The 21,897-nt window shown below is 56.8% G+C and carries 16 protein-coding genes and 1 riboswitch; of the genes, 3 read left to right on the top strand and 13 right to left on the bottom strand.

The window, feature by feature from the left end; all coding sequences use genetic code 11:
* Positions 1-19 precede the first annotated feature (19 nt).
* Positions 20-119: riboswitch (purine riboswitch) on the bottom strand.
* A 170-nt stretch (positions 120-289) separates the two neighbouring features.
* From guaA to PCH01S_RS26610, 6 genes are all read right to left on the bottom strand, one after another.
* A complete protein-coding gene (gene guaA / locus PCH01S_RS26635) occupies positions 290-1,834 on the bottom strand; it encodes a glutamine-hydrolyzing GMP synthase (protein WP_272509988.1) in 1,545 nt (514 codons plus the stop codon).
* A 64-nt stretch (positions 1,835-1,898) separates the two neighbouring features.
* Positions 1,899-4,424, bottom strand: coding sequence for a transglutaminase-like domain-containing protein (locus PCH01S_RS30715; RefSeq protein ID WP_241688748.1), 2,526 nt, complete (start codon positions 4,422-4,424; stop codon positions 1,899-1,901).
* 121 nt (positions 4,425-4,545) lie between these two features.
* Positions 4,546-6,381 carry a DUF58 domain-containing protein gene (locus PCH01S_RS26625; protein WP_255246870.1) on the bottom strand — a complete coding sequence of 612 codons (1,836 nt, stop codon included), beginning with the start codon at positions 6,379-6,381 and terminating at the stop codon, positions 4,546-4,548.
* Positions 6,382-6,393: 12 nt separating this feature from the next.
* A complete protein-coding gene (locus PCH01S_RS26620) occupies positions 6,394-7,374 on the bottom strand; it encodes an AAA family ATPase (protein WP_042234975.1) in 981 nt (326 codons plus the stop codon).
* A 62-nt stretch (positions 7,375-7,436) separates the two neighbouring features.
* The gene (locus PCH01S_RS26615; RefSeq protein ID WP_042234973.1) at positions 7,437-8,816 is read right to left on the bottom strand and encodes a polysaccharide deacetylase; all 1,380 of its coding nucleotides are present in this window, start codon (positions 8,814-8,816) and stop codon (positions 7,437-7,439) included.
* A gap of 149 nt (positions 8,817-8,965) precedes the next feature.
* A complete protein-coding gene (locus PCH01S_RS26610) occupies positions 8,966-9,736 on the bottom strand; it encodes a nucleotidyltransferase domain-containing protein (RefSeq protein WP_042234971.1) in 771 nt (256 codons plus the stop codon).
* A gap of 173 nt (positions 9,737-9,909) precedes the next feature.
* Between PCH01S_RS26610 and PCH01S_RS26605 the strand changes: the two genes are divergently transcribed.
* Positions 9,910-11,070, top strand: a complete 1,161-nt coding sequence (locus tag PCH01S_RS26605; RefSeq protein WP_042234970.1) for a Gfo/Idh/MocA family protein — start codon at positions 9,910-9,912, stop codon at positions 11,068-11,070.
* Between the two features lie 62 nt (positions 11,071-11,132).
* Here the strand turns inward: PCH01S_RS26605 and bcp are convergent, their stop codons facing one another.
* From bcp to PCH01S_RS26580, 5 genes are all read right to left on the bottom strand, one after another.
* Entirely contained in the window at positions 11,133-11,597 is a 465-nt protein-coding gene (gene bcp, locus PCH01S_RS26600; RefSeq protein WP_042234968.1) for a thioredoxin-dependent thiol peroxidase, read from the bottom strand.
* Between the two features lie 169 nt (positions 11,598-11,766).
* The gene (locus PCH01S_RS26595; RefSeq protein ID WP_042234966.1) at positions 11,767-12,504 is read right to left on the bottom strand and encodes a hypothetical protein; all 738 of its coding nucleotides are present in this window, start codon (positions 12,502-12,504) and stop codon (positions 11,767-11,769) included.
* 152 nt (positions 12,505-12,656) lie between these two features.
* Positions 12,657-13,442, bottom strand: a complete 786-nt coding sequence (locus PCH01S_RS26590; protein ID WP_042234964.1) for an ABC transporter permease — start codon at positions 13,440-13,442, stop codon at positions 12,657-12,659.
* Positions 13,443-13,445: 3 nt separating this feature from the next.
* Entirely contained in the window at positions 13,446-14,240 is a 795-nt protein-coding gene (locus PCH01S_RS26585; RefSeq protein ID WP_042234961.1) for an ABC transporter permease, read from the bottom strand.
* On the bottom strand, positions 14,233-15,315 hold the full coding sequence (locus PCH01S_RS26580) for an ABC transporter ATP-binding protein (RefSeq protein WP_042234959.1): 1,083 nt from the start codon (positions 15,313-15,315) through the stop codon (positions 14,233-14,235). The genes PCH01S_RS26585 and PCH01S_RS26580 overlap by 8 nt, the downstream gene beginning before the upstream one ends.
* A 278-nt stretch (positions 15,316-15,593) precedes the next feature.
* On the opposite strand from PCH01S_RS26580, the gene PCH01S_RS26575 reads away from it, so the two are divergent.
* Both PCH01S_RS26575 and PCH01S_RS26570 read left to right on the top strand, forming a co-directional pair.
* A complete protein-coding gene (locus PCH01S_RS26575) occupies positions 15,594-16,673 on the top strand; it encodes an LCP family protein (RefSeq protein ID WP_084706687.1) in 1,080 nt (359 codons plus the stop codon).
* A 124-nt stretch (positions 16,674-16,797) separates the two neighbouring features.
* Entirely contained in the window at positions 16,798-18,108 is a 1,311-nt protein-coding gene (locus PCH01S_RS26570) for a glutamate-1-semialdehyde 2,1-aminomutase (RefSeq protein WP_042234957.1), read from the top strand.
* A gap of 348 nt (positions 18,109-18,456) precedes the next feature.
* On the opposite strand, the gene PCH01S_RS26565 is transcribed toward PCH01S_RS26570, so the two are convergent.
* Both PCH01S_RS26565 and PCH01S_RS26560 read right to left on the bottom strand, forming a co-directional pair.
* Entirely contained in the window at positions 18,457-20,223 is a 1,767-nt protein-coding gene (locus tag PCH01S_RS26565; RefSeq protein ID WP_042234955.1) for a sensor histidine kinase, read from the bottom strand.
* A gap of 48 nt (positions 20,224-20,271) precedes the next feature.
* Positions 20,272-21,843, bottom strand: coding sequence for a response regulator (locus tag PCH01S_RS26560; protein WP_042234953.1), 1,572 nt, complete (start codon positions 21,841-21,843; stop codon positions 20,272-20,274).
* Between the last annotated feature and the right edge of the window lie 54 nt (positions 21,844-21,897).

Here is a 21,897-nt window from a genome sequence, read left to right as displayed (position 1 = left end):
AAGAGGCGCCAAAGGCCGCTGGGCTGCACGTTCTTTTCGTAGCCAGATCATTACGGTGACCTCGTAGAAACTTCCGGGCCGATTCCCGGAATTATACGAAAAGCATTCAATTTTGTTATTCCTCTTCATTCTAGTAAGCGAATCGGATCTTGTCAATACGTAATAACGAATATTTAACTGACAAAAAAGAGTTAATGTTCGGGATTTTTTCCATGTAAGGCGAAGAGGAATGGAGGCGATAAAAAAGGCCGGAGCCCTTTCGGAAGGGTCCGGCCTTGCTCTTTTTATGCTATTCCCACTCGATAGTTGCAGGCGGTTTCGACGTCACGTCGTAAACGATACGGTTGACGTTTTCCACTTCGTTGACGATCCGTACGGAGATTTTCTCCAGAACGTCCCAAGGAATACGCGCCCAGTCGGCTGTCATGCCGTCGATGGAAGTGACTGCACGGATACCTACAGTGTAAGAGTATGTCCGGGCATCGCCCATAACACCCACGCTCTTCATGTTAGGAAGAGCCGTGAAGTACTGCCAGATCTCGCGGTCGAGGCCTGCTTTAGCGATCTCATCGCGGAGGATCGCGTCGGAATCGCGGACGATTTTCAGCTTCTCTTCCGTTACTTCGCCGAGAACACGGATCGCAAGACCCGGGCCCGGGAACGGCTGACGCCATACGATGGCGCCCGGAAGGCCGCATTCTTCGCCGACTTTGCGCACTTCGTCCTTGAAGAGCGCCTTAAGAGGCTCTACAAGCTGGAACTTCATGTCTTCAGGAAGTCCGCCTACGTTATGGTGAGATTTGATTGTGTGAGCCGTTGCCGTGCCGCTCTCGACGATATCCGTGTACAGTGTACCTTGAGCGAGGAAAGCGAAATCGCCCAGCTGTGCGGATTCTTCTTCGAAGACGCGGATAAACTCGTTGCCGATAATTTTGCGTTTCTGCTCCGGATCGCTTACTCCAGCCAGTTTGCCGAGGAAACGATCGCGCGCGTCGATTTTGACAACGTGCATATCGAATTTGCCTACAAAGGTCTCCATCACGCTCTCGGCTTCGTCCTTACGGAGCAGGCCGTGGTCGATAAACATGCAGGTCAATTGATCGCCGATCGCTTTGTGGATCAAAATGGCCACAACGGAAGAATCTACGCCGCCGCTCAGTGCGCACAGCACTTTACGGTCGCCGACTTGTTCGCGGATATCGCGGATCGTGTCTTCGATGAAGCTTTCCATGCTCCAGTCGCCCGTACAGTCGCAAATATCGAAGATGAAGTTGCGGATCATTTCGTTGCCTTGCGCCGAGTGGCGGACTTCCGGGTGGAACTGTACGGCCACGATGTTTTTATCCGGGTGGCTCATTGCCGCGATCGGACAAGTTTCCGTGCTTGCGTCAAGAACGAAGCCTTCCGGCAGATCGCAGACGTGGTCGCCGTGGCTCATCCATACCACTTGCTTGGAATCCAGGTTCTTCGCAAGACGGCTGTGAGACTGGAATTGAACTTCCGATTTGCCGTATTCGCGCGTAGCGGCGCGTTCCACTTTACCGTTCAACTGGTGTGCGATCATCTGCATGCCGTAGCAAATGCCCATGATCGGAATACCGAGGTCATACACGGCAGGGTCTACGACCGGAGAACCTTCCCCGTATACGCTAACCGGTCCGCCCGAGAAAACGATCCCTTTCGGGTTCAGTTCGCGGATTTTGTCCGCCGAAGTATTGTAAGGGAGCAATTCGCTGTAAACGCCAAGGTCGCGAATGCGTCTGGCGATCAGCTGATTGTACTGCCCGCCGAAGTCTAAAACGACAATCAATTCGTGTGTTTTTTGGATATCCATGGTCCGCCTCCTAGTATAATCTTGATCATTATATATAACAAAGGCGGATGAATCAAGGCATACCCTAGCCTTCGATCCGCTTCCAAAGCTCCAAAATGCGCCCCTTGCCGATAATTCCGGCTCCGCTGCGGTCATAGCGGACTTCCTCATACAAAACGGCAAATTCCTCCAGCGCACGTCGCCGGCCGGGATCAAGACCGGCGAGTCCGGCGACGTACTCACGCAGCGTCTGCTGCGGGGCTAGGCGGCCGTGGCTGCGGAACACTTTCAGCCACAGCCGCTCCATCAGCGCCGTGCTGCCCGTACCGCGGCGGAGCGCCGCGCTCCTGCGCAGCGGCGCCTGGGATGCGCGGCGCGGGACAAGGCGCCGCAGCAGCCAGGCCGCGCCCAGCAGGGCGAGCAGCACGGCCGAACCCCGGGCGGCCGGGGAATCGGCCGCCCGGGCAAGTGCGGGCAGCAGCTGCGCTGCCCAAGGGCTAGCCGTGTCCGCGGCGGCTGTCTCCTCTTCCGGCGAGGAGACGGCTGCGGGCACGGCCTCGGCTCCGGCGCCGGACGGAGCCGCGAAGCCGGGCGTCGGCTCGAACGCGAGCCAGCCGGCGCCCGGGATGTACGCTTCGGCCCACGAGTGAGCGTCGCGGCTGCGGACGGTAACCGCCAGGCTGCCGTCCGGGCCGCGCTCGCCCGCTTCGCCGGGGGCGAAGCCTTTGACCCAGCGGGCGGGAATCCCCGCCGCGCGCAGCATCACGACCATGGCCGACGAGAAATGGTCACAGTACCCCAGCTTGTCGACGAACAGGAAGTGGTCGACAAAATCTTCGCCGGCGGCGGGGAGCGTCGGCTTGTCCATGCTGTAGCGATACCTCGTTCGGAGGTACCGCTCCAGGGCGAGCGCCGCCGCGAGGCGATCCTGCCCGCTGCCGGCGGTCACGCGCTCCGTAAGGTCGCGGACGCGCTGCGGCAGCCCCTCCGGGAGCTGGAGGTACCCGGCGAGCTCGCCAGGCTCCGGCTCGGCGGGCGCGGCTGGGACCTGCGTGTTCCGCTCGGGATTTCCGGCTTCCGCGCCCACGACGGTTTCACTGCGGCTGCCGTTGCCTCCGGCAGCGGAAGTACGGCTATCAGCCGCCGCATTTACTTCGCTGCTGTCAGCTGTGCCGGAGCGTTCGCCCACGCTTCCCGTACCATTCACGCTGCTGCGCAGCCCGCTTCTGATCTCGGCGTCGCTCACCGGCGTAAACGCGGACGCTTGCGGGCCCGGATCGGGCATGGACCAGCCGCTACCGAATGAAAACGGTTTAACCGTCACTCGGTAGGATTTCAGCGGATCATCCGTCGCGGGAAGGGCAACTTTCCCGCTTTCGTTGTTCAGCCAAAAGGTCTCCGGCTTAACGGATTGGCCGGAAGTATTTGTGGCTTCTTCCAGCTTCAACACTTCGCCTCCGGCAAAAAGCTGCATCCCCAGCTGCCCCGAAATCCTTGTAACCTCCTGGGTGTAGGGGCCTTTCACGGCTGCTGCATCAGGGGCTTTACGAACGACCGAAGTCGTAATGCTCCCCTCAGCAGACTGTCCGTTACCGGCGGACGATCCGGTTTTAGCTTCTGCGGGCAACGCGCCGTCCGTAGAAAACTCCGCCGACTCCGCCTGCCCCGACAAAGCCGGGAATGCCGGACGGAGCGTGCCGGAAGGCTGAGACCAGCCGCGCCCGTCATAGACGCTTTTGGCTTCTCCGCGCCAATACGCGAGAACCGGTGTCCGGGCGGTAAACACAACCCGGCTGTCGGAAATCAGCGCACCGCCCAGCACGGAATCATCGGCTCCGTATCCTGAAATTCTCAAAGATGAGCCGTTAGCCTGTCCGGTGCCTGAGCCCTTGTGCCCGCGCGTGAACGCAGCCCATTTGTCTGCGACGGCGGACAAGCTCAAGGGCTTCATTTTTGCCGCAGATCCGGCTTCGCCCGCTGCCCAGGTACCTGCCGCATAGAAAACCGCTGCGGCAAGGACACTGATGCCCATCCACGGCAAAGACCCGCCGCGGCCGGTTGCGGAGACGCCGAATTGTCTCCGCAGACGGGGAACCGTCAGGCCCGCAAGCAGGAGCAGTCCGAGTGCCCCGGTGCGGATCAACCCGGGCGTTGTGTCGATGCCAAGGCCGACCTGGAGGAGCAGCAAGTAACCGCCGGTTGCGGCTGCAAACCAGGCCCCGTTTTGCCGGTGCAGCAGCAGTTGATGGGAGGCCGAAATAAAAGCGGCCGCACCGAACAAAAACAGCAGCGATTCGGTCAATCCGCTGAGTGCACCAAGTTGACCGGATGCCATATGGTCGAGGTCAGTCAAAAACGTTTCCCAAAGCCGGACCGGCCAAGGGCCGAAAGGAAACAGCTCTTTTTGAAACTGATAGCCCGAAACGGCGGCAATCCCGGCCAGCTTAAGTGTCCATAACAACGCAAAGGAACGCACGCCGGCTGAAATCAGCAGAAAATATCCGAACATGACCGCATAAGGTGCGATGCCGAGAGGCTGGAATTCGGCAGCTCCGAGAGCAAGCGGACTCAGCCATTCGAGTAGAAGCATATACCAGATCACAGTTAGCACGGCGTCTCGGGTCCGGGAGGTTTCTCCTTGATTTTCCTTCTCAACGAGGCGTCTGTCGGCTTGGTTCCTTCCTGAAAAAGTCCCAGAATTCGCTGTTTTATAGGGTGAAACAAGCGGATTTTTAACCGATTGCATCTTCCGTCCCTCCCTCTTGCGGCTTCTCTTTATCTCCCGCGATGCTGTGAGGGACAGACGAATGCTCATTAAAAAAATCATCGCTGCCGGATGACCGGGACACGTTCCCCGAATAAGTGTTTCGGCTGGCCTTCTCCATCTCTTGAATGCCCGCGGAATATTCGGCGGAGGCAGGAACTTTCATTCGTTTTGCTTTATGTTTTTTTATGAAAAATGTTCGTTTATTGACATCGGAACCGGAGTTTTCCGCCCTCTGTCCGTACCCCGCGACAGGCGCTTCGGCGGATCTATCTTCTGCGGCGGCAAAACAAGCCGTCTCCACCCCGGCTTCACGCAGCACGGAGAGCCGTTTTTGCTCCTGAGACGTAAGCATGTGCGATTGTGAAACGTATACAATCTGCAAAGGCCGTCTTGCCGCAAGCAGCTCCATGGCACAAACAATCAGAGCTTCATCCAAACATGAAGTCAGATAGAGCAGCGTAACGCCCGGGCCTTGGGAAGCATGCTCCTTGCGCAGCATGTGAACCCCTTTGCCTGTCTCGCCCCGGACAGCCGCCAGCAGTTCCAGAGACGCGTTTGCAAATGGAACCGGAGCGCCGTCATCCGGGTCGAACGAGGACGCACCCTGGAACCCGGGAAAGCTGTACGGCTGCGCCGATTGAGCAAGTACAGCCCTTTCCCGGAAGGAGGTCCCCGTAACGATCCCGCCGGTTCCCGTATCCGGTTCAAGGACGGCATAGGCGGCAAGACGGATCCGTTTCTCCAGCATGGCCTGTCCCAGGCCACATGGGCCGGATGCCGCGTGCTTGCCGCGGATATGTCTGCTTTTGCCGAAAGCAAGTCGGCGGTTTGCCCGCGGATGTTCATCCGTTCCATCTAGGTAGTTCCGGTTTGCCGAATTTGGAACTAATGTCCAGGCCGGACTGCCGGACTTCTCACCCCAGGCGTTTTCCCGGGATCTATCGCTTTTCCTGCTGATACCGCTTCGGTCTTCGCTTCCGTTCCGGCCTTTTTTTGCGCTTCTTGCACTCTTCCGGCCTTCCCCGCCCTTGCCCGCCGAATGCACGCATTCGCACCCGGTGTCCACTCCCCCGCAGCCCGGGTCCGTGTCGAGCACGATAATCCGGGACGGCTTAACGGCCCCGGAACGCACCTGCGTCTGCAGCGAGCCTCTACGGGCGGTCGCTTTCCAGTCGATCCATGACAGAGGATCTCCCGCGGCATAGGCTCGTACGCCGGCCGACACGCCGGTTGTACGGAGGAGCCGGGACGGCTTTCCCCGGCTTTCGCTTTCCGCACCCGGCACTCCACGCAGCCCGAATGATTCAGGCGCCGGGTAGACCGTAAAGGCGGCTTCCGCTTTCACGACGCGCCTTTTGGTAAACAGCCCGAACAAATCCCCGCAAAGCAGCTCTGTCCGTTCCAAAACATATTGTCCCCGCCCTACATCGTCCAAGCTGTATGAAAGTGAGACAGTCGACGCGGTCCATGGAAAACAAAGCAGCGATTTACAGCTGCTCACCCCCTGCCCTTCCTGCACCCAGTACTCACGGACAACCATCCAGCATACGGGCAGCAGAGAGCGCTGGGTCACTTCAAGCTTCACTTCCGCGTTCCGACCGGCAAAAATCCGGGGCGCCCCGAGCCTGCGGGAAACCTCGGCCCCGTTAAGCGTGAAGAAAAGGACGGAAGCGCCGGAGACCGCATTCGCCCAGAGCAGGCACTCGATGATCAGGGGAGCCAGTCCCCCGGCAGCGAGGTAAAGAACGTGCGCCCCTACCGCTCCCGCGACGGTTCCCGCCAGATTCAGCCAAGATTTCATCATGGCGTCCTCCTAGCGGACAGCCGCAAAACGCAGCACGGGAATCGGCACGGAAGCGACAGCCGCTTCCACCGCAGCCTGCGGGGTCCTGCCGCCGATAAGCGCGTCGGTCGAGGGCAGCAGCCGATGGGCGAAAACGGGCACGGCCAGGCATTTGATGTCGTCGGGCACGACGTAGCGCCGGCCCTGCATCAGCGCTCTGGCCTGAGCGGCCCGCATCAAGGCCGCCGATGCACGTGGACTGGCCCCGAGCCGCAGATCGGGATGCCTCCGCGTGGCCCCGGCGAGGCTTACGATATACTCGCGCAGGGACTCGTCGACGTTGACCGTGGCGGCCTCGTTCTGCAGCTGCACCCATTCTTCCTGCAGCAAAACAGGCCTCAAGCTGTCCGGTGAACGCCGCTGAAGCTGCTGCTCCAGCATGCCGACTTCGTCCCCGTGCTCCGGATAGCCCAGCGACAGCTTCATCAGGAACCTGTCCAATTGCGCTTCAGGAATGGGGTACGTCCCTTCATGATCGAGCGGATTTTGCGTGGCCAGCAGCAGGAAGGGCTTCGGAAGCTCGTAGGTGACACCGTCCACGGTTACGCTGCGCTCCTCCATCGCTTCCAGGAAAGCCGCCTGTGTCCTGGGCAGCGCGCGGTTCAGTTCATCGGCCAGAACGACCGGATTCATAATCGGCCCCGGTCTGAATTCGAATGCGGCGGTTTGCGGCTGGAATACGGAAACTCCCGTAATATCCGACGGCATTAAATCCGGCGTGCATTGAATTCTTTTACAGCCGCAGCCTATAGTGGCCGCCAGACTGCGCACAAGCAGCGTTTTGCCTACGCCCGGCACATCTTCCAGAAGAACATGGCCTCCGCACAGCATGGCAATGACGCTTTTCTCGATGGCATCCCGTTTGCCGACAACGACTTTGGCGACTTGATCGACTACTTTTTGAAGAAGAGTATGGGGCTGGTCAAATAAGAACGTCCGATTGGAAATCACGGGGAAAGCCTCCTAGTGAAATGATATATTCCCAGTGTTCCCCGTTCTCTATGGAAATAGACTTACAGTTTGCTAGAAAAAAGAGCGGTCCCGCCGGAAATCGTCACTTCTCTCCCACTTTTGTCCGCGTGATAGTCTAGTATGTCGCCGCCCAGCAGCTCTACGGTCTTCCTCAAAGGGACATAGAGACTCCCTTCGAGAAGACGCATATTGGGCAGATGATAGACCGCCGTGATCCTGGCCCATAGGTGCACCGACAAGGTGTAGTCGCGCAGATTGTAGTCCAGCCGGGTGAACCCATAGTCGACGCTAGCCGTCAAAGCCGCCTGGTCCCAGCTGACCCTGGCCCCAATCTGCTGCGCAAGCACCCGCAGCGGCACCTCGAGCCGCTCCTCCCGGAAAAGAGCCAGCTCGGGGGGAAGCACCGTTCTTCTACCGTCTACGATCAGCGTCAGAGGAAGCCGGGGTTCCGTCTGCCGGTGCCGGACGGAGCCCGCCCCCACGGCCGTTTCTTCACCGGACGGAACCGGCGTTCGGCCGCCGGAAACGGAAGCGGAAGCGGCCCAGTCTCTCATCGCCGCGGCCGTCCGGGCGAATTCCGCTTCGCCGGGTGCGCTCCGGTGCCACCGCCCGGCTTTGCGAACGGGGAACTGCGCGGGCTTTACCCGATCGTCCAGCTTCGCGAAAGCGTAGCCCTTGTCCCTGAAGTACCGGATAACTTCCGGGAGCGCTTTTACCGTTTCCTTGTGCCCGGTCCCATCATGAAACAAAACCGTCAGCTCATGCTTGAGCGGAGCTTTACGGATCGAACGGATAATTTCCGCCGCGGGAACGCCAGTCCGTTTGGAGTCCTCACTGTCGATATCCCAATCGTATAGCGTGTAGCCCGCTTCCTTCATGTAGTAAAAGTAGAAGGCATCGAAATTCTCGGCGGTTCCGCCGGGCGCCCGCATCAAACCGGTCCGGAAACCGGCCGCTTTCTCGATAGCCCGGTCGGTCTGCTCGACCTGCTTCCAGAAGCCTTTGTAATCCGAGTACAGCTTCTTGTAGGTATGATCATAGCTGTGGTTGCCAAGCGCGTGGCCTTCGGAGACAATCCGCTTGACCAGCTTCGGATTTTCCTCCACATGCTCACCGACGACAAAAAATGTGGCGGGGATTTCTTCTTTTCGCAAAATATCCAGCACTTCCGGTGTATATTTGCTCGGTCCGTCGTCGAACGTCAAATAGACCGTTGGTTTATCGGGAGCAGCGTAGGTCCGGTCCGAGGCGACCTTATCGCCGCTTATAAGCGCTTCGTAAATACTCTCTGCCGGGCCGCTGTCCGCATTGGCCGCATAAGCTCTGTGCGCAGGCTGTATGGACGGGAATACAACGATAATAAGGAGAAGGATGAGTGCGATCCGGGTGAAGCGAAAGTGGGAGAACTTCGTTTTCAGCATGACAATCCCTCCGCATTTTTCAATCATTTGGCTGCTGATAGAGTATATGAGAGAGTTGCCGGTGGTATGCTTTTTGCGCGCAAAAAAGAGCCCGGCTGACGCCAAGCTCTTGTGAATAAGCGCTATGCGGATTCGTAAAATCTAGCAGTTTATTTCCAGACGAGAGTTAAATAACGGCGGTATACATCGTCAAGCAGGGGCGTCGGGTCCGCCAGCTCCGCCTTGCTTGCCGCGGCCACCTGGGTCAGATGTTCGATCTCTTTGCCGATGAATGCGTGAATCTCCTCGACCCTCGCTTCCAGGTCCAGCTCATCCCCGGCTATTTTTCTCCTTAAAAGCTCATTGATCTGATCTCTCAACCCGGATTCGGGCAGAAGCCTATCTACCAGCTCCTGAAAAAGAATAGGCGGGTTCGTATCGTTTTCCTCGATCCATTTGCAGGCCAGAATCGGACGGAGCACGTAGAAATATTTTTTGATCCGGACCTGGTCCCTCTGGAGATATTCCCGGAAATTGCCCTTCGCCATGCTCAGGTAATGATGAAGGGACGCCTTGGGCGAGAACACTTCACTGCGGAGGCGCAGCATCTCTTCCTTGAAACCGTATGCTTCCTGATAAACGATATCCGAAATCAGCCATTCCATAAGGGGCGGATTCGATTTGCGGAACAGCTTCAACGCCTTCCGGATGTCCCAGCCGTTTATATCGAGCATATCGTTGATCGGCACTTCGATCACGTCTCTTTTGTCGTCGATGGAAAGGTACCACTCCGGTCTGCGGACATAAACAAACCGCACGTCATAGTCGCTGTCCTTGGAAGGAAACCCCCAGGCGCGGCTTCCCGACTCTACGGCAAACAAGACTTTTACCTGCTCGTTCTCTTCGATTTCTTTTAATTTTTCACGTATGACCGCTTCCATAAAAGTCCTCCGGTTTCCGAAATTTTTCAGTTCATCAATCAATCCGGCGCTTTTTGGGGTAAAAGCAGATTAAAAGCTTAATCTGTAACCTGTCGCCTGTTCCAGGGAGCTAAACATTAGCGCAGTTAACCGCAAACCAGATGAATACCAGACTAATTAACGAGGTGAAACGAATGGGAGATATTAAAGTCGGCGTGATCGGGACCGGATTCTCGGCCATGGCCCATATCGAGGCCCTCCAGCGGGTGCCTTCGGTTCAAGTCGTCGCGGTTGCTTCTTCCAGACTGTCGCATGCGGAGGAAGCGGCGGCCCGCTACCGGATTCCCATGTATTACGGGGATGCGATGGAGCTTATCCATGATCCGGATATCGACGTTGTACACAACTGCACGCCCAATCATCTGCACTACACGTTCAATAAGGCGGCTCTGCTTGCCGGCAAACATGTCTTGTCCGAAAAGCCGCTCTCCGTTACCGTCGAGGAGTCGGATGAACTGCAGAAGCTTGCGCGGGAAAAAGGTCTCGTCGCCGGCGTGGCGTTCATCTACCGCCACTATCCCCTCGTCGAGGAAATCAAACAGCAGATCGCTTCCCGGACATACGGCAAGCCGCACTATGTGCTGGGCGGCTACCTCCAGGACTGGCTCCTGTACGAGACGGATTATAACTGGCGCATGGACTCGCGCCTGAACGGGCCTTCGCGGGCGGTGGCGGACATCGGCTCCCATTGGTGCGATACCGTCCAGTACGTGCTGGGCACCCGGATCGTGTCGGTGTTCGCGGACCTCGGAATCGTCCATCCCGTACGGTTTAAGCCCAAGGACGAGCAGGCCACGTTCACGAACGCGGCGCCCAAGCCGGAGGATTGCGAACGCGTTGAGGTGGACACGGAGGATTTCGGGTCCATTCTGGTCCGGTTCGAGGACGGCACCAAAGGCGTCTTCTGCATCTCCCAGGTCAGTCCCGGCCGCAAAAACAAGCTGTATTTCGAAATTTCCGCCGAAAAAGGCGCCCTGCGTTGGGATCAGGAGGAAGCGAACCGGCTGTGGATCGGCTCCCGTGATGTGCCCAATCAGATCCAGATGCGCGATGCCAGCCTGATGAGCTCCCAGGCCGCCTCCATCACCCATTATCCCGGGGGGCATGAAGAAGGCTGGCCCGATGCGCTTAAAAACCTGCTGCTCGACTACTACTCTCTCATCGGCAAACGCAAAGCGCGGAAGACGGACGAAACCAGTTCGAAGTTCGCTACCTTCAATCAGGCCTGCGGTGTCATGAGAATCGTCGAAGCGGTTCTGCAAAGCCATGAGCGCCAGCGGTGGGTGGACGTGTAAATTTCCGTCCTTTTCTCCGCTCCCGCTGTCTAAGTATATAAGCGGGTTTCTTCAAAACCGCCTTAGTGTTCCTTCAGATAAGTCAGCGCTTCCTCAATATGACCTTTGACTTTGACCTTGCGCCATTCTTTGACAAGGACGCCTTCTTCGTCGATGAGAAACGTCGAGCGTTCGATACCCATAAACGTCTTGCCGTACATGCTCTTCTCTTTCCAGACCCCGTAGATCTCGGATACCGCGTGGTCTTCATCGGCCAGCAGCAGGAAAGGCAGACTGTACTTGTCGATAAATTTCTCGTGCCGTTTCAGGGAATCCGTGCTGACGCCCAGAATAACGGCGTTTAAAGACTCGAATTCCGGATGCTTGTCCCGGAAATCGCAAGCCTGGGTCGTGCAGGCCGGCGTCATGTCCTTCGGATAGAAATACAAGACCACTTTTTTTTCTTTAAAATCGGACAATTTCACTTGCTGCCCGTTGTTCGCCGGCAGTTCGAAATCCGGTGCTTGCTGTCCCGTGTTTATACTCATCTCGTGCGCCTCCTTCGGTTCATCTTTTTTGCATTAGTTACCATTATACTCATCCAGCGGATTCATTGGAAATCGAGTTCTAGCCTGTTACGCAAAAAGACCGGCAGCGTTGTCCGCTGCCGGTCTTTCTTTCATTCCCTGCCTGCCGCAGTATCCTATACTGCCGTTCTTACTCGGCCTGCTCCGTTTGGGCTTGTTTCTGATCTTTCTTCTGAGGCTTATCGCCCTTCTTCGCATCGATAAATTTCTCCAGCGAAGGAGTCAGCTCCGTTTTCAGCTTTTCGAGCAGCTGCTCTCTGGTGATACCTTTGGCGGCCGCAATCTCGGCGACGGTTTTACCGGCTTCCTGCTGCGTTTTCAGCTCTTCCTTGGTTATGCCGAGAATAGCCGCCAGCTTCTCCGGGTTTACAAAGCCGCCTTCACGGCCGTGTTTGCCGCCTTTGAAGTTCTGCATGCCGGTAACCGTAACGGCTTTCTCGATGCGTTTCTCAAGGTTGGCTTTCAGTTCGGCTGCCTTTGTGCTGTCGATTTTGCCTTCGGTTACTTTGGCGTCAATCTCTTTCGTGGAGGCTTCCACCAGCTTCTTCACCAAATCCGCTTGGCTGATGCCTTTGGCTTCGGCAAGCTGAGCCAGGGACTTGCCCGCTTTCAGCTCGGTGATCAAGGCCTTCTCCTCAAGACCGAGAACCGTTGCCGCGTCTTTCAGGTAAGATCCCGGGCCGCCGAATTGTCCGAAGGACTTACGGTCCCTGCCGTCATGCTTGGACGGAGCCGATTGCTGTGTCGACGTTTGACCCGAATCCGTGCTGTCGGCAGCGAATACCTGACTGGAAAGAGCCGCTCCTCCGCCGAGCAGAAGTGCTGCGGCCAACGTGGATACCATCAATTTGCTGCGGGTTTTATTCATTCCTATTTCCACCTTTCAAATGGGGGCTTGTTTATGCTACATCCCAAGTATAGGCAGAAGTTATGACGGAACTTTTACGCGAAGCTTAGCGGAACCTAAAACTTTGCTGAAAGCAACCTGAAAATTATGGGGGCTTCTTTTCACCAGGCGAATCAGGACCCTGCCCCCCGGTAGCGCTTGACCCCGATGTTCCACACGCTTAGGCCGATCGTAATGAAAACAATGCCCACAACCGGTGTCAGCAGGGCAACACCCTTCCAGTTGAGCGGGTCCAGGAAATAAGCCGCCGGATAAAAGCCGACGAAAGCGAACGGCAAGATCCAGGTCAGAATACCGCGCAGCAGCTTGTTGTAAATCGTAACTGGATACCGCCCGTAGTTCTGGATGTTCCAGATCAGAGGCATGATGCCTGTCGGCGAATCGGAAAAGAACGCAAGCGCGCTCAGCGAGACGTAAATGCCGCCGTAAATCAGCACGCCGGACACAACCATCATCAGCATCACTAACGGATCGCTCCAGTGAACGGGCAGATCGAGCTGGACCCACGAGTAGATCATCACAACCAGTCCGGCGAGAGCGCTGAACAGGGATGCCGGGTCCATGTTCTCCAGCATAACCTGCCACAGACTGTGGGCCGGGCGGGTCAGAATACGGTCCATTTCCCCTTTGACGATATAGCGTTCGCTGAAATTCCACAGGTTGAAAATCGTGGAGAATAATCCGTAAGGGATCATAAAGAAGCCGTATATGAACAAAATCTGATCGCGGTTCCAGTCTCCGAGAAGCGCGGTCTGCTGGAAAACGACGAGAATAAACACGAGGTTCAACCCGTTGAACAGCAAATCCGAAACGACCTCGATCCAGAAATCCGAACGGTAGGTCAGCCTGGTTTTCAAATAATTTTTCAAGTAATCCAGAATAAGCGATAAATAGAACATGCGTTAACCCCCCTGCACGAACAGCCGGGTTCTTGCTTTATGCCACATGAAGGCAATCGGCACAAGAAGCGCGACGAACCAGATGACTTGAATCGAAACCGCCTGCCATACGGCGCTTCCGGTCATTTTGCCGGTAATCACCGAACCGGGCAAATACGTAATGGCTTGGAACGGCAGCCATTCCAGAAGCTTCGCCGTCCAGCCGGGGAACATGGTGATCGGCAGAATCAGCCCGGAGAACAGATCGACGGCCACCCGCTTCATCCGCATCATACCCTCACTGTTTTCCAGGAAAAACGCAGACAATCCCGTCATAATATTAATCTGGGAATTGATTAAGAAAGCAAACAGCAGCATGAGCAGATAGACGAGCCACAAGGAAATATCCGTCGGCAGCTCGACCGGGAACAAAAGTGAGACAATCACAAGACCCGGCGTCGTAAACAGAAGAAGCCGGAACAAGCCTTCTCCGAGGCCCTGCATCATTTTGTACACGACATAATTGTAAGGACGGATAAACTGGATCGCGACGCTCCCGTCCCGGATTTCATTCGCGATTTCCCGGTCCAAGTTATTGAAGTAAAAAGCGCGGCTCATCCAGGACACCACGATATACGTCGTCATCTGTCCCAGTGTCTGTCCGCCAAGCGTTTCCTGACTGCCGTAGATCGCCTTCCACAGGAAGTAGTAGGAACCGATGTTGAGCGCGTATACTAGAATGCCGCTGTAATAGTTCACCCGGTAGGCGAGCATGGTTATGAATCGGATGCGGATCAGCTCCACATAAGCCTTATACATGCGGCACCGCTCCTTTATCCTCTTCGGCCCCGCTGCCCGGCTTCCCCGCTTCCGGCACGGACGGCTTCCGGGCTTCGGCCGAACCGGATTTGTAAATCTCGCGGACGATATCGTCGGTATTCGTCTCCAGGATGCGTATATCCGCAATCTGGACGACACCGACGATCCGCGCCAGAACGTCGGACACGTTCGCGCTCCGCTGCGGGATAAGCACACGGGCGTCCAGCGCGCTGTCCTGCTCCCAGGTCACATCCAGGCCTTCCGTGAGCAGCTTCAGATTTTCCAGCGGCACCGGGTCGTTGAACTGCAGCACCACTTCCTTGCCTTTGCCCCACGTTTCCTTCAGCTGATCGAGCCCGCCGTCGTATATGATGCGCCCGTCATCCAGCATAATGACCCGCGAGCAAAGAGCTTCGATATCTTGAAGATCGTGCGTTGTAAGCAGGATGGTCGTCCCGTAGCGCTGGTTCAGCGATTTCAGGAACTCGCGGATCTCGGTTTTCACGACGATATCGAGCCCGATCGTAGGCTCGTCCAGGAAAACGATCGCGGGGTTGTGCAGCAGCGAAGCCGCAAGCTCGCAGCGCATCCGCTGACCGAGACTCAGCTTCCGGACCGGCCGGCTGAGCAGCTCGCCGAGCTGGAGCCGGTCGGACAGCTCGTCCAGCCGCGCTTTAAAGTCGTTTTCCGGAACCCGGTATACTTTCTTAAGCAACTGGAACGATTCGATGACGCCGATATCCCACCACAGTTGGCTCCTCTGGCCGAAAACGACCCCGATGCCTTTGACGAAAGCTTCTCGGTCCTTGTAAGGGATATATCCGTTCACCTGAAGATGGCCCGAAGTGGGAACGAGAATGCCCGTGAGCATTTTGATCGTCGTAGATTTGCCGGCGCCGTTCTCTCCGATATATCCGCAAATCTCTCCCTCGGGGATTTCAAAACTGATATCTTTAACGGCCGTAACCTGGTTATATTCACGGTCGAACAGATCGCGAAACGCTCCTTTGAGCCCGCTTCTGCTTTTCTGCACGCGAAACTCTTTGCGGAGATCTTTCACTTCGATAGCTGGCATGTTTTCCTCCTGCTGTTTAGTTAGACTGGGAAAGTTTGAAAGCCCTGTGAATTCATGTGTAACTTGCGGCGGAGAAGAAGTTGCCCCTATAATGAAATACATGAGTTCGCCGTTCCCCACCCCTCATCATACAACAAATGAGCTTTTTGTAAACACACCCGGGCGCCGTCAGGATACAAAAAAGCGGGAATCGGAAAGCGTTGTTTCAGCAGCCGGATATCCAGTTAATCATGTACAGATAACGCCTACTTTTATTTAAGGAAAGGGAAGGAACTCACATGCCAAAGGCCAAAAAAAGACGGGTCAGACCGTGGCGGATGCTCTTTGTCGGCATCCTGTTCGCCCTGATCTGCACCGCAGGCTATTTTGCTTACAGCATATACAGCTTCGCCGATAACATTAACAATAAAGACACAATCCAAGGATTCGATAAGAAGTACCAGGGGGACGACTATAAGCCTCCGGTCTGGGAGGGAACCGGGCGTGTGAACGTGCTTCTGCTCGGCGCGGACTCCAGGGGCGTAGAGAACGGGGAGCCGCCGCGCTCCGATACGCTCATGATCGCCTCCATCGATCCCGTGACCAAAAAGGCCTCCCTGATGTCGATCCTCCGGGATACCTGGGTCAAGATCCCCGGCAACGACGAAGGGCGCATTAACTCGGCCTTTACTATCGGGGGGCCCAATCTGGCGATGAAAACCGTCAGCGAGCTGACCGGGATTCCGATCCAGTACTACTTGTACACGGATTTCAAAGGGTTTATCGCCCTAGTGGACGCCGTCGGCGGAATCGACCTCGAAGTCGAGAAGGACATGAAGTATACGGATGCCGCGGACGGACACGTATTCGATATTAATTTGAAAAAGGGCATGCAGCATCTGGACGGCCAGACCGCTCTGCAGTATGTCAGGTTCCGCCACGACGCCCAGTCGGACTACGCCCGTACGGAACGCCAGCGCAAATTTTTGACGGCCGTAGCCGATAAGATGCAGAGCACGCAGTCCATTCTTAAACTACCTTCTATTTTGAAGAGCATGGAGCCTTACATCAATACGAACATGTCGTTCGGAGATATGGTCAAACTCGGCGGGCTTGCCTTCGACGCGAGAGCCAAAGGTATTCAGAGCATCCAGCTGCCGCCGGAAAACCTGGTCGTCGAACGCAGAATCAACGGGGCACAGGTCCTCTCCGTCGACAAGACGAAGCTCAAGCGCTACATTGACGATGTATTCGAGGGCATGACGGACGCTCCCGCAGCAGGCACAGTCACAGGAACCGGCACCGGCTCGGGCTCGGGAAGCAGCTCGTCTTCCGGAACTGCCGGAACCTCCGGCACCAGCAAGAACACCAGGCAGTAAAGCTTTCTAACGTGACCGTCTCCTCCCGGGAGACGGCACGTTATTTTTCTTCCCGGCCCCCGCCATTCGGTGATAGGCTATAGAAGACACGATCTAACTACATAAACAAAGGAGTTACAAAGCCATGAATCATACACGTTCCGAACAGCTCCACGAAGAAGCGCTCCAGCACATTGTCGGCGGAGTCAACAGCCCTTCCCGTTCGTTCAAAGCGGTCGGAGGCGGCGCTCCCGTATTTATGAAGCGTGCGGAAGGCGCCTACTTCTGGGACGAGGACGATAACCGATACATCGACTATCTCGCCGCTTACGGACCGATTATTACGGGACACGCCCATCCGCACGTCACCGAAGCGATCATCCGCGCCGCCCGCAGCGGTACGCTGTACGGCACTCCAACGGAGCTCGAAATCACCTTCGCCCGCATGCTGAAAGAAGCCATCCCGTCGCTGGACAAAGTCCGCTTCGTCAACTCCGGCACGGAAGCCGTCATGACGACCATCCGCGTGGCGAGGGCTTACACCGGCCGCACGAAGATCATCAAATTCGCCGGCTGTTACCACGGCCATTCCGATCTCGTGCTCGTCGCGGCGGGCTCCGGCCCGTCCACGCTGGGCACGCCCGACAGCGCCGGCGTGCCCGCTTCCATCGCGCAGGAGGTCATCACCGTGCCGTTCAACGACATTCCGGCACTGGAAGAAGCCCTGACGCGCTGGGGCGACGACATCGCCGCGGTGATGGTCGAGCCCATCGTCGGCAACTTCGGCATGGTGATGCCGAAGCCGGGCTTCCTTGAAGGGCTCTGCGCCGCCGCGCACGCAAACGGCTCCCTCGTCATCTACGACGAGGTGATTACCGCGTTCCGTTTCCATTACGGAACGGCGCAAACCTACGCGGGCCTGAACAGCCGGCCCGAGGAGATCGAGCCCGACCTTACGGCGCTCGGCAAAATCATCGGCGGCGGGCTGCCGATCGGCGCTTACGGCGGCCGTAAGGAAGTGATGGAGCAGGTCGCTCCGCTAGGACCTGCGTATCAGGCCGGCACGATGGCGGGCAACCCCGCCTCCATCTCCGCCGGCATCGCCTGCCTCGAGGTGCTGAGACAGCCCGGCACGTACGAGCGCCTCGAGCAGCTCGGCGCGAAGCTGGCGGACGGCCTCCGCGAATCGGCCTCCCGCCACGGCGTCGCGCTGACCGTGAACCGCATCGCGGGGGCGATCTCGACGCACTTCTGCGACCATCCGGTCACGAACTACGACGAGGCGCAGGACACGGACGGCGAGCGGTTCGGCCGCTTCTTCCGGCTCATGCTGGAGCGCGGCATCAATCTTGCGCCGTCGAAGTACGAAGCGTGGTTCCTGACCACCGCGCACACCGACGAAGACGTGGCCCGCACGCTGCAGGCGGCCGACGAGGCCTTCCGCCTGCTGGGCTGATGCTCCGGGGCAGAAGGGGCGTTCTTACGGCGTCTCCTCGCAGTCCTGGCCCGTCTCTTGTCCGTCGCATTGCCGGCGGAGGCCGGAGTTTCGTATCCGCGTGCACGAAAAGCCGGACATCGGCTCAAGTGACCGCTCCATCCTCGCCGTAAGCGCCGCCTTACGCCTACTGCGGTGCGCACCGCAGCGAGAGGCCCAGCCTCTGTCCGCCCTTGATACAAACGGACACGTGAACCGACGTGCGAAGTCAGCCTCTGCCGCTCATAGAGGCCGCTTTGCTTGCGCTGCCTGCCCCTATACCAAAAGCTCCCGCTCTGCTTATGCAGGACGGGAGCTTTTTTAGCAAGGTTACTCTCGGTTCTTCTTGTGCTTGTAGGTCGGTATGCGCAGCAGCACGGCGGTACCGATTCCGGGCCGGCTGGCCAGCGAGACGCCGTACTTTTTGCCGAAATGAAGCTTGATCCGCTGGTCCACATTGCGGATGCCGTAGCCGGATTCCACCTCGTCCAGCGGATCGAAAAGCTTGCGGAATCGGTCCTGCGGGATACCGTTGCCGTCATCGATGATTTTCAGATGAATGTCGCCGCCGATGATTTCCCCGCTGATCCGGATGTGAATATGATCGCCGCACCAGGCATGCTGAAGCGCATTCTCGATAAAAGGCTGCACGATGAGCTTCACCGTATCGTACCGGTTTACTTCCGGCTGGATATCGAAGAGAACTTCCATGCGGTCGCCGTACTTGATCGACTGAATGTCCACATAAGCCTGGACCTGCTCCAGCTCCTTGCTCAGCGGGATGAAGGTGCGTCCGTCGTTGAGCGTCAGCCGGTAAAACTTCGCCAGTCCGATCACCATCCGGTGAAGCTTGTCGATATCGCCGAACCGGGCCAGACGGCTGATCGACGACAAGGTGTTGTACAGAAAGTGCGGGTTGATCTGCGCCTGCAGCGATTCCAGCTCCGCCTCTTTTTTCTGAAGATTCGTGAGATAGACTTCGCGGATGAGTCCCTCCGTGTGCTGTCCCATATCGTTCAGCGCGGCAGCGATCTGAGCGAATTCGTCCCGCCCTTCGTATGCCATCCGCTTCCGGAATTCCCCTTCCCTGAACGCATGCAGGACGGAGACGATTTTGGTCACCCTTTTGGAGAAAAACCTCGAAAACATCCAGCCTACGAAAAAAATAACCAGCACGGAAATCAGGCACACGATCGCCGTCAGCATCCGCACTTTGTCCGCATCCTTTTCCATGATCGCCGTCGGAACGAGCGAAACCACGCTCCAGTCCAGACCTTCGAGGGGCTGGCGCAGCACGAGATGATTCCGGGTCCACGATTCATTCCATGTCTTGCCCGTCATGTTTGGATCGGCCGCCGACGAATAAAGGATGTCACCCTGGGGACCGACGATGTAAATGGCGCTGCCTTCCCCGACTTTCGTGTAATCCACACTTTCAAAAAGATCCTGCAGATGGGCGGACACCCGGATAAAGCCGATCTCTCTCAGCTCCACCCCGTTCGTCGTGTCCACGATCCGGCGCAGCAAAGAAAGCCGGCTAAACTTGGCATCGTCCTCAATCTGCCGCCACTGCATCGTCGTGCCGTAGCGCTCGGGCGCGAAGCTCTTGTACCAGTCCGCATCCTTGATCCGTTTCATATGATAGAGCTCGTAAAGTTTTCCCACCGTCATTAAAGGGTCGATATTGTCGTGGTTATAGTACACTTCCCGCAGGGTCTCGTTGTGCAGATAAACCGAAAGCCACAGCCGAAGGCTGCTCGATTGAATGGTCTGCATCATTTTGGGAAGCAGGTAGCCGGTCGTCGCTTCGTAGCTGACCCAGCCTTCGTCGTAATGTTTCAAATGCTTGGCCAACGTCGTATCCCCGTAGAGCATATCCGTCAGCCGTCTCATATCCTCGATTTTGTACTGGATATTGTCCCTGATCTGCCTCATCGTGCCCTGCACGCTGCTCTCGGCCTGTTCGCGCACGGATTTGACCAGCGTAGACACCGCAAAAGAGCCTACAATAATCACCGGCACGAGAATGCAGAGCGCGTACGAGAGCATCAGCTTGTAGCCGAACGGAACGAACCGCCGGCGCTCTTCCGGTTTCATTCGTTCCGGCTCCTTTCCTGCATCCGGGGATTCGTCCCCAACGCGGGCTTAATGGTTTCTTCTGAACTGCATGGGGGTCATACCGAACGTTTCCTTAAACTGCCGGCTAAAATAGGGAAGATACCGGTAACCGATCCGGTCCGCCACTTCATAAATTTTAAGCGTGGGATCTCCCAGAAGCTCCTTGGCTTTCTCCATACGCAGAGCAATCACGTAATCGCTGAAATTTTGGCCGGTTTCTTCTTTGAACACATGGCCGAGGTAATTTGGGGAGAAAGAAAAGCGGTCCGCCACATCGCGCAGCGTCACGTTCTCGTGAAGCCGTTCCTTGATGTACTCCATCATATCGCGGATCAGCTTGCGGTTTTTGCTTTGATTCCCCATGTTCAGCTTCTCGGAAATTTCGAACAGCATGCGCCGCATCCAGCTTCTGATATCCTCGATGGTTTCGAATTGCAGCAAAATATCGAGGTTTTGCAGCTCCATCCCCAGCAGCGTGAACAACTGCTCGTTTCTCGTCTGGAGATAGCCGTCCAGCTTGACGATCAGGTACGTGGCGAAGTTATGGATCGTAAAACGCGATCGCAGACAAACCGCCACGTTAAACAGCCGGTCGATTTCATCATGGATACCGACCAGGTCATACTGGACCATCGCGTTGAACAAGGCGTCAAGCCGGAACTCCAGCTGCTTGGCATCGGCGATTTCTTCCTGCGGAATTTCGCGGGTCTCGATGATTTTCGCTTTGCCGTAGAACATCTTGGCATCAAGCGCCGCAAGCGCTTCGCGGTAAGACTCCTGCAGAGCCGACGGATCTTCAGCCGGGTTGCCGAGCCCGATTGTGATTGTAAAAGGAAAATGCTCCTTCACGTAAGCGATCACTTCCTGAAGCTCTTTGATCCCTTTCTCATCGGCCGTAACCAGCAGGCCCAGGCGCTGCTTCGTGATCCGGCACATATGCGTGATTCCGCGCGGCCGGCACAAATCCATAATTTGTCCGCCGAAATCGTTGAGCATATCCTGGCGTTCCTTCGCCGTATAAGGATTCAGCTTCCACGACAGATCGTCGGTTTCCAAAACCGCGGCCCGGATGGGATACCGGATCGGTTCCAAGCCTTCCTCGGTCAACAGGTCATCGAGTTCCTGCCGGCCTGCCGTACCTTCCAGCAAACGAAACACATATTCATTGTGCACAATCGGTCTCATCTGCTCGAAGGCCCGTTCCGTTTTGCGGCGCTTCTGCTCCCGGTTAAGATCGCCTATAATCGTTTCCAGCGATTGGATCAGTTCGTTATCATCCATGGGCTTTAGCACATAGCTGCACGCTTTCAGGGAAAGCGCTTCCTTAACATAGCCGAAATCCTGGTGCCCGCTCAAGAAAATAACCCGCAGTCCCGTATGCCTCTCCAGCGACTTACGGGCCAGCTCCAGACCGGTCATGCTCGGCATCCGTACGTCCGTCACGAGGATATCGACCTTCTCCTGTTCCATAACCCTTACGGCGTCGAAACCGTTATTGACAGCCCCGACCACATGAAGGCCGAGACGCTCCCAGGGGATAAAAGTCTGCATGCCCTCCAGGTCCAATATTTCATCATCTGCCAGCAGCACGTTATACATGTTGTTCTCCTTTCCCGGCGAATAGCAAAAGAGGTATACCCCAAGTATACCTCT

The sequence above is a fragment of the Paenibacillus chitinolyticus NBRC 15660 genome (genome assembly GCF_000739915.1).
Taxonomy (GTDB): domain Bacteria; phylum Bacillota; class Bacilli; order Paenibacillales; family NBRC-103111; genus Paenibacillus_F; species Paenibacillus_F chitinolyticus.
Note: the sequence above shows the minus strand (reverse complement) of the source record. Positions and strands in the feature narration are given on the sequence as shown.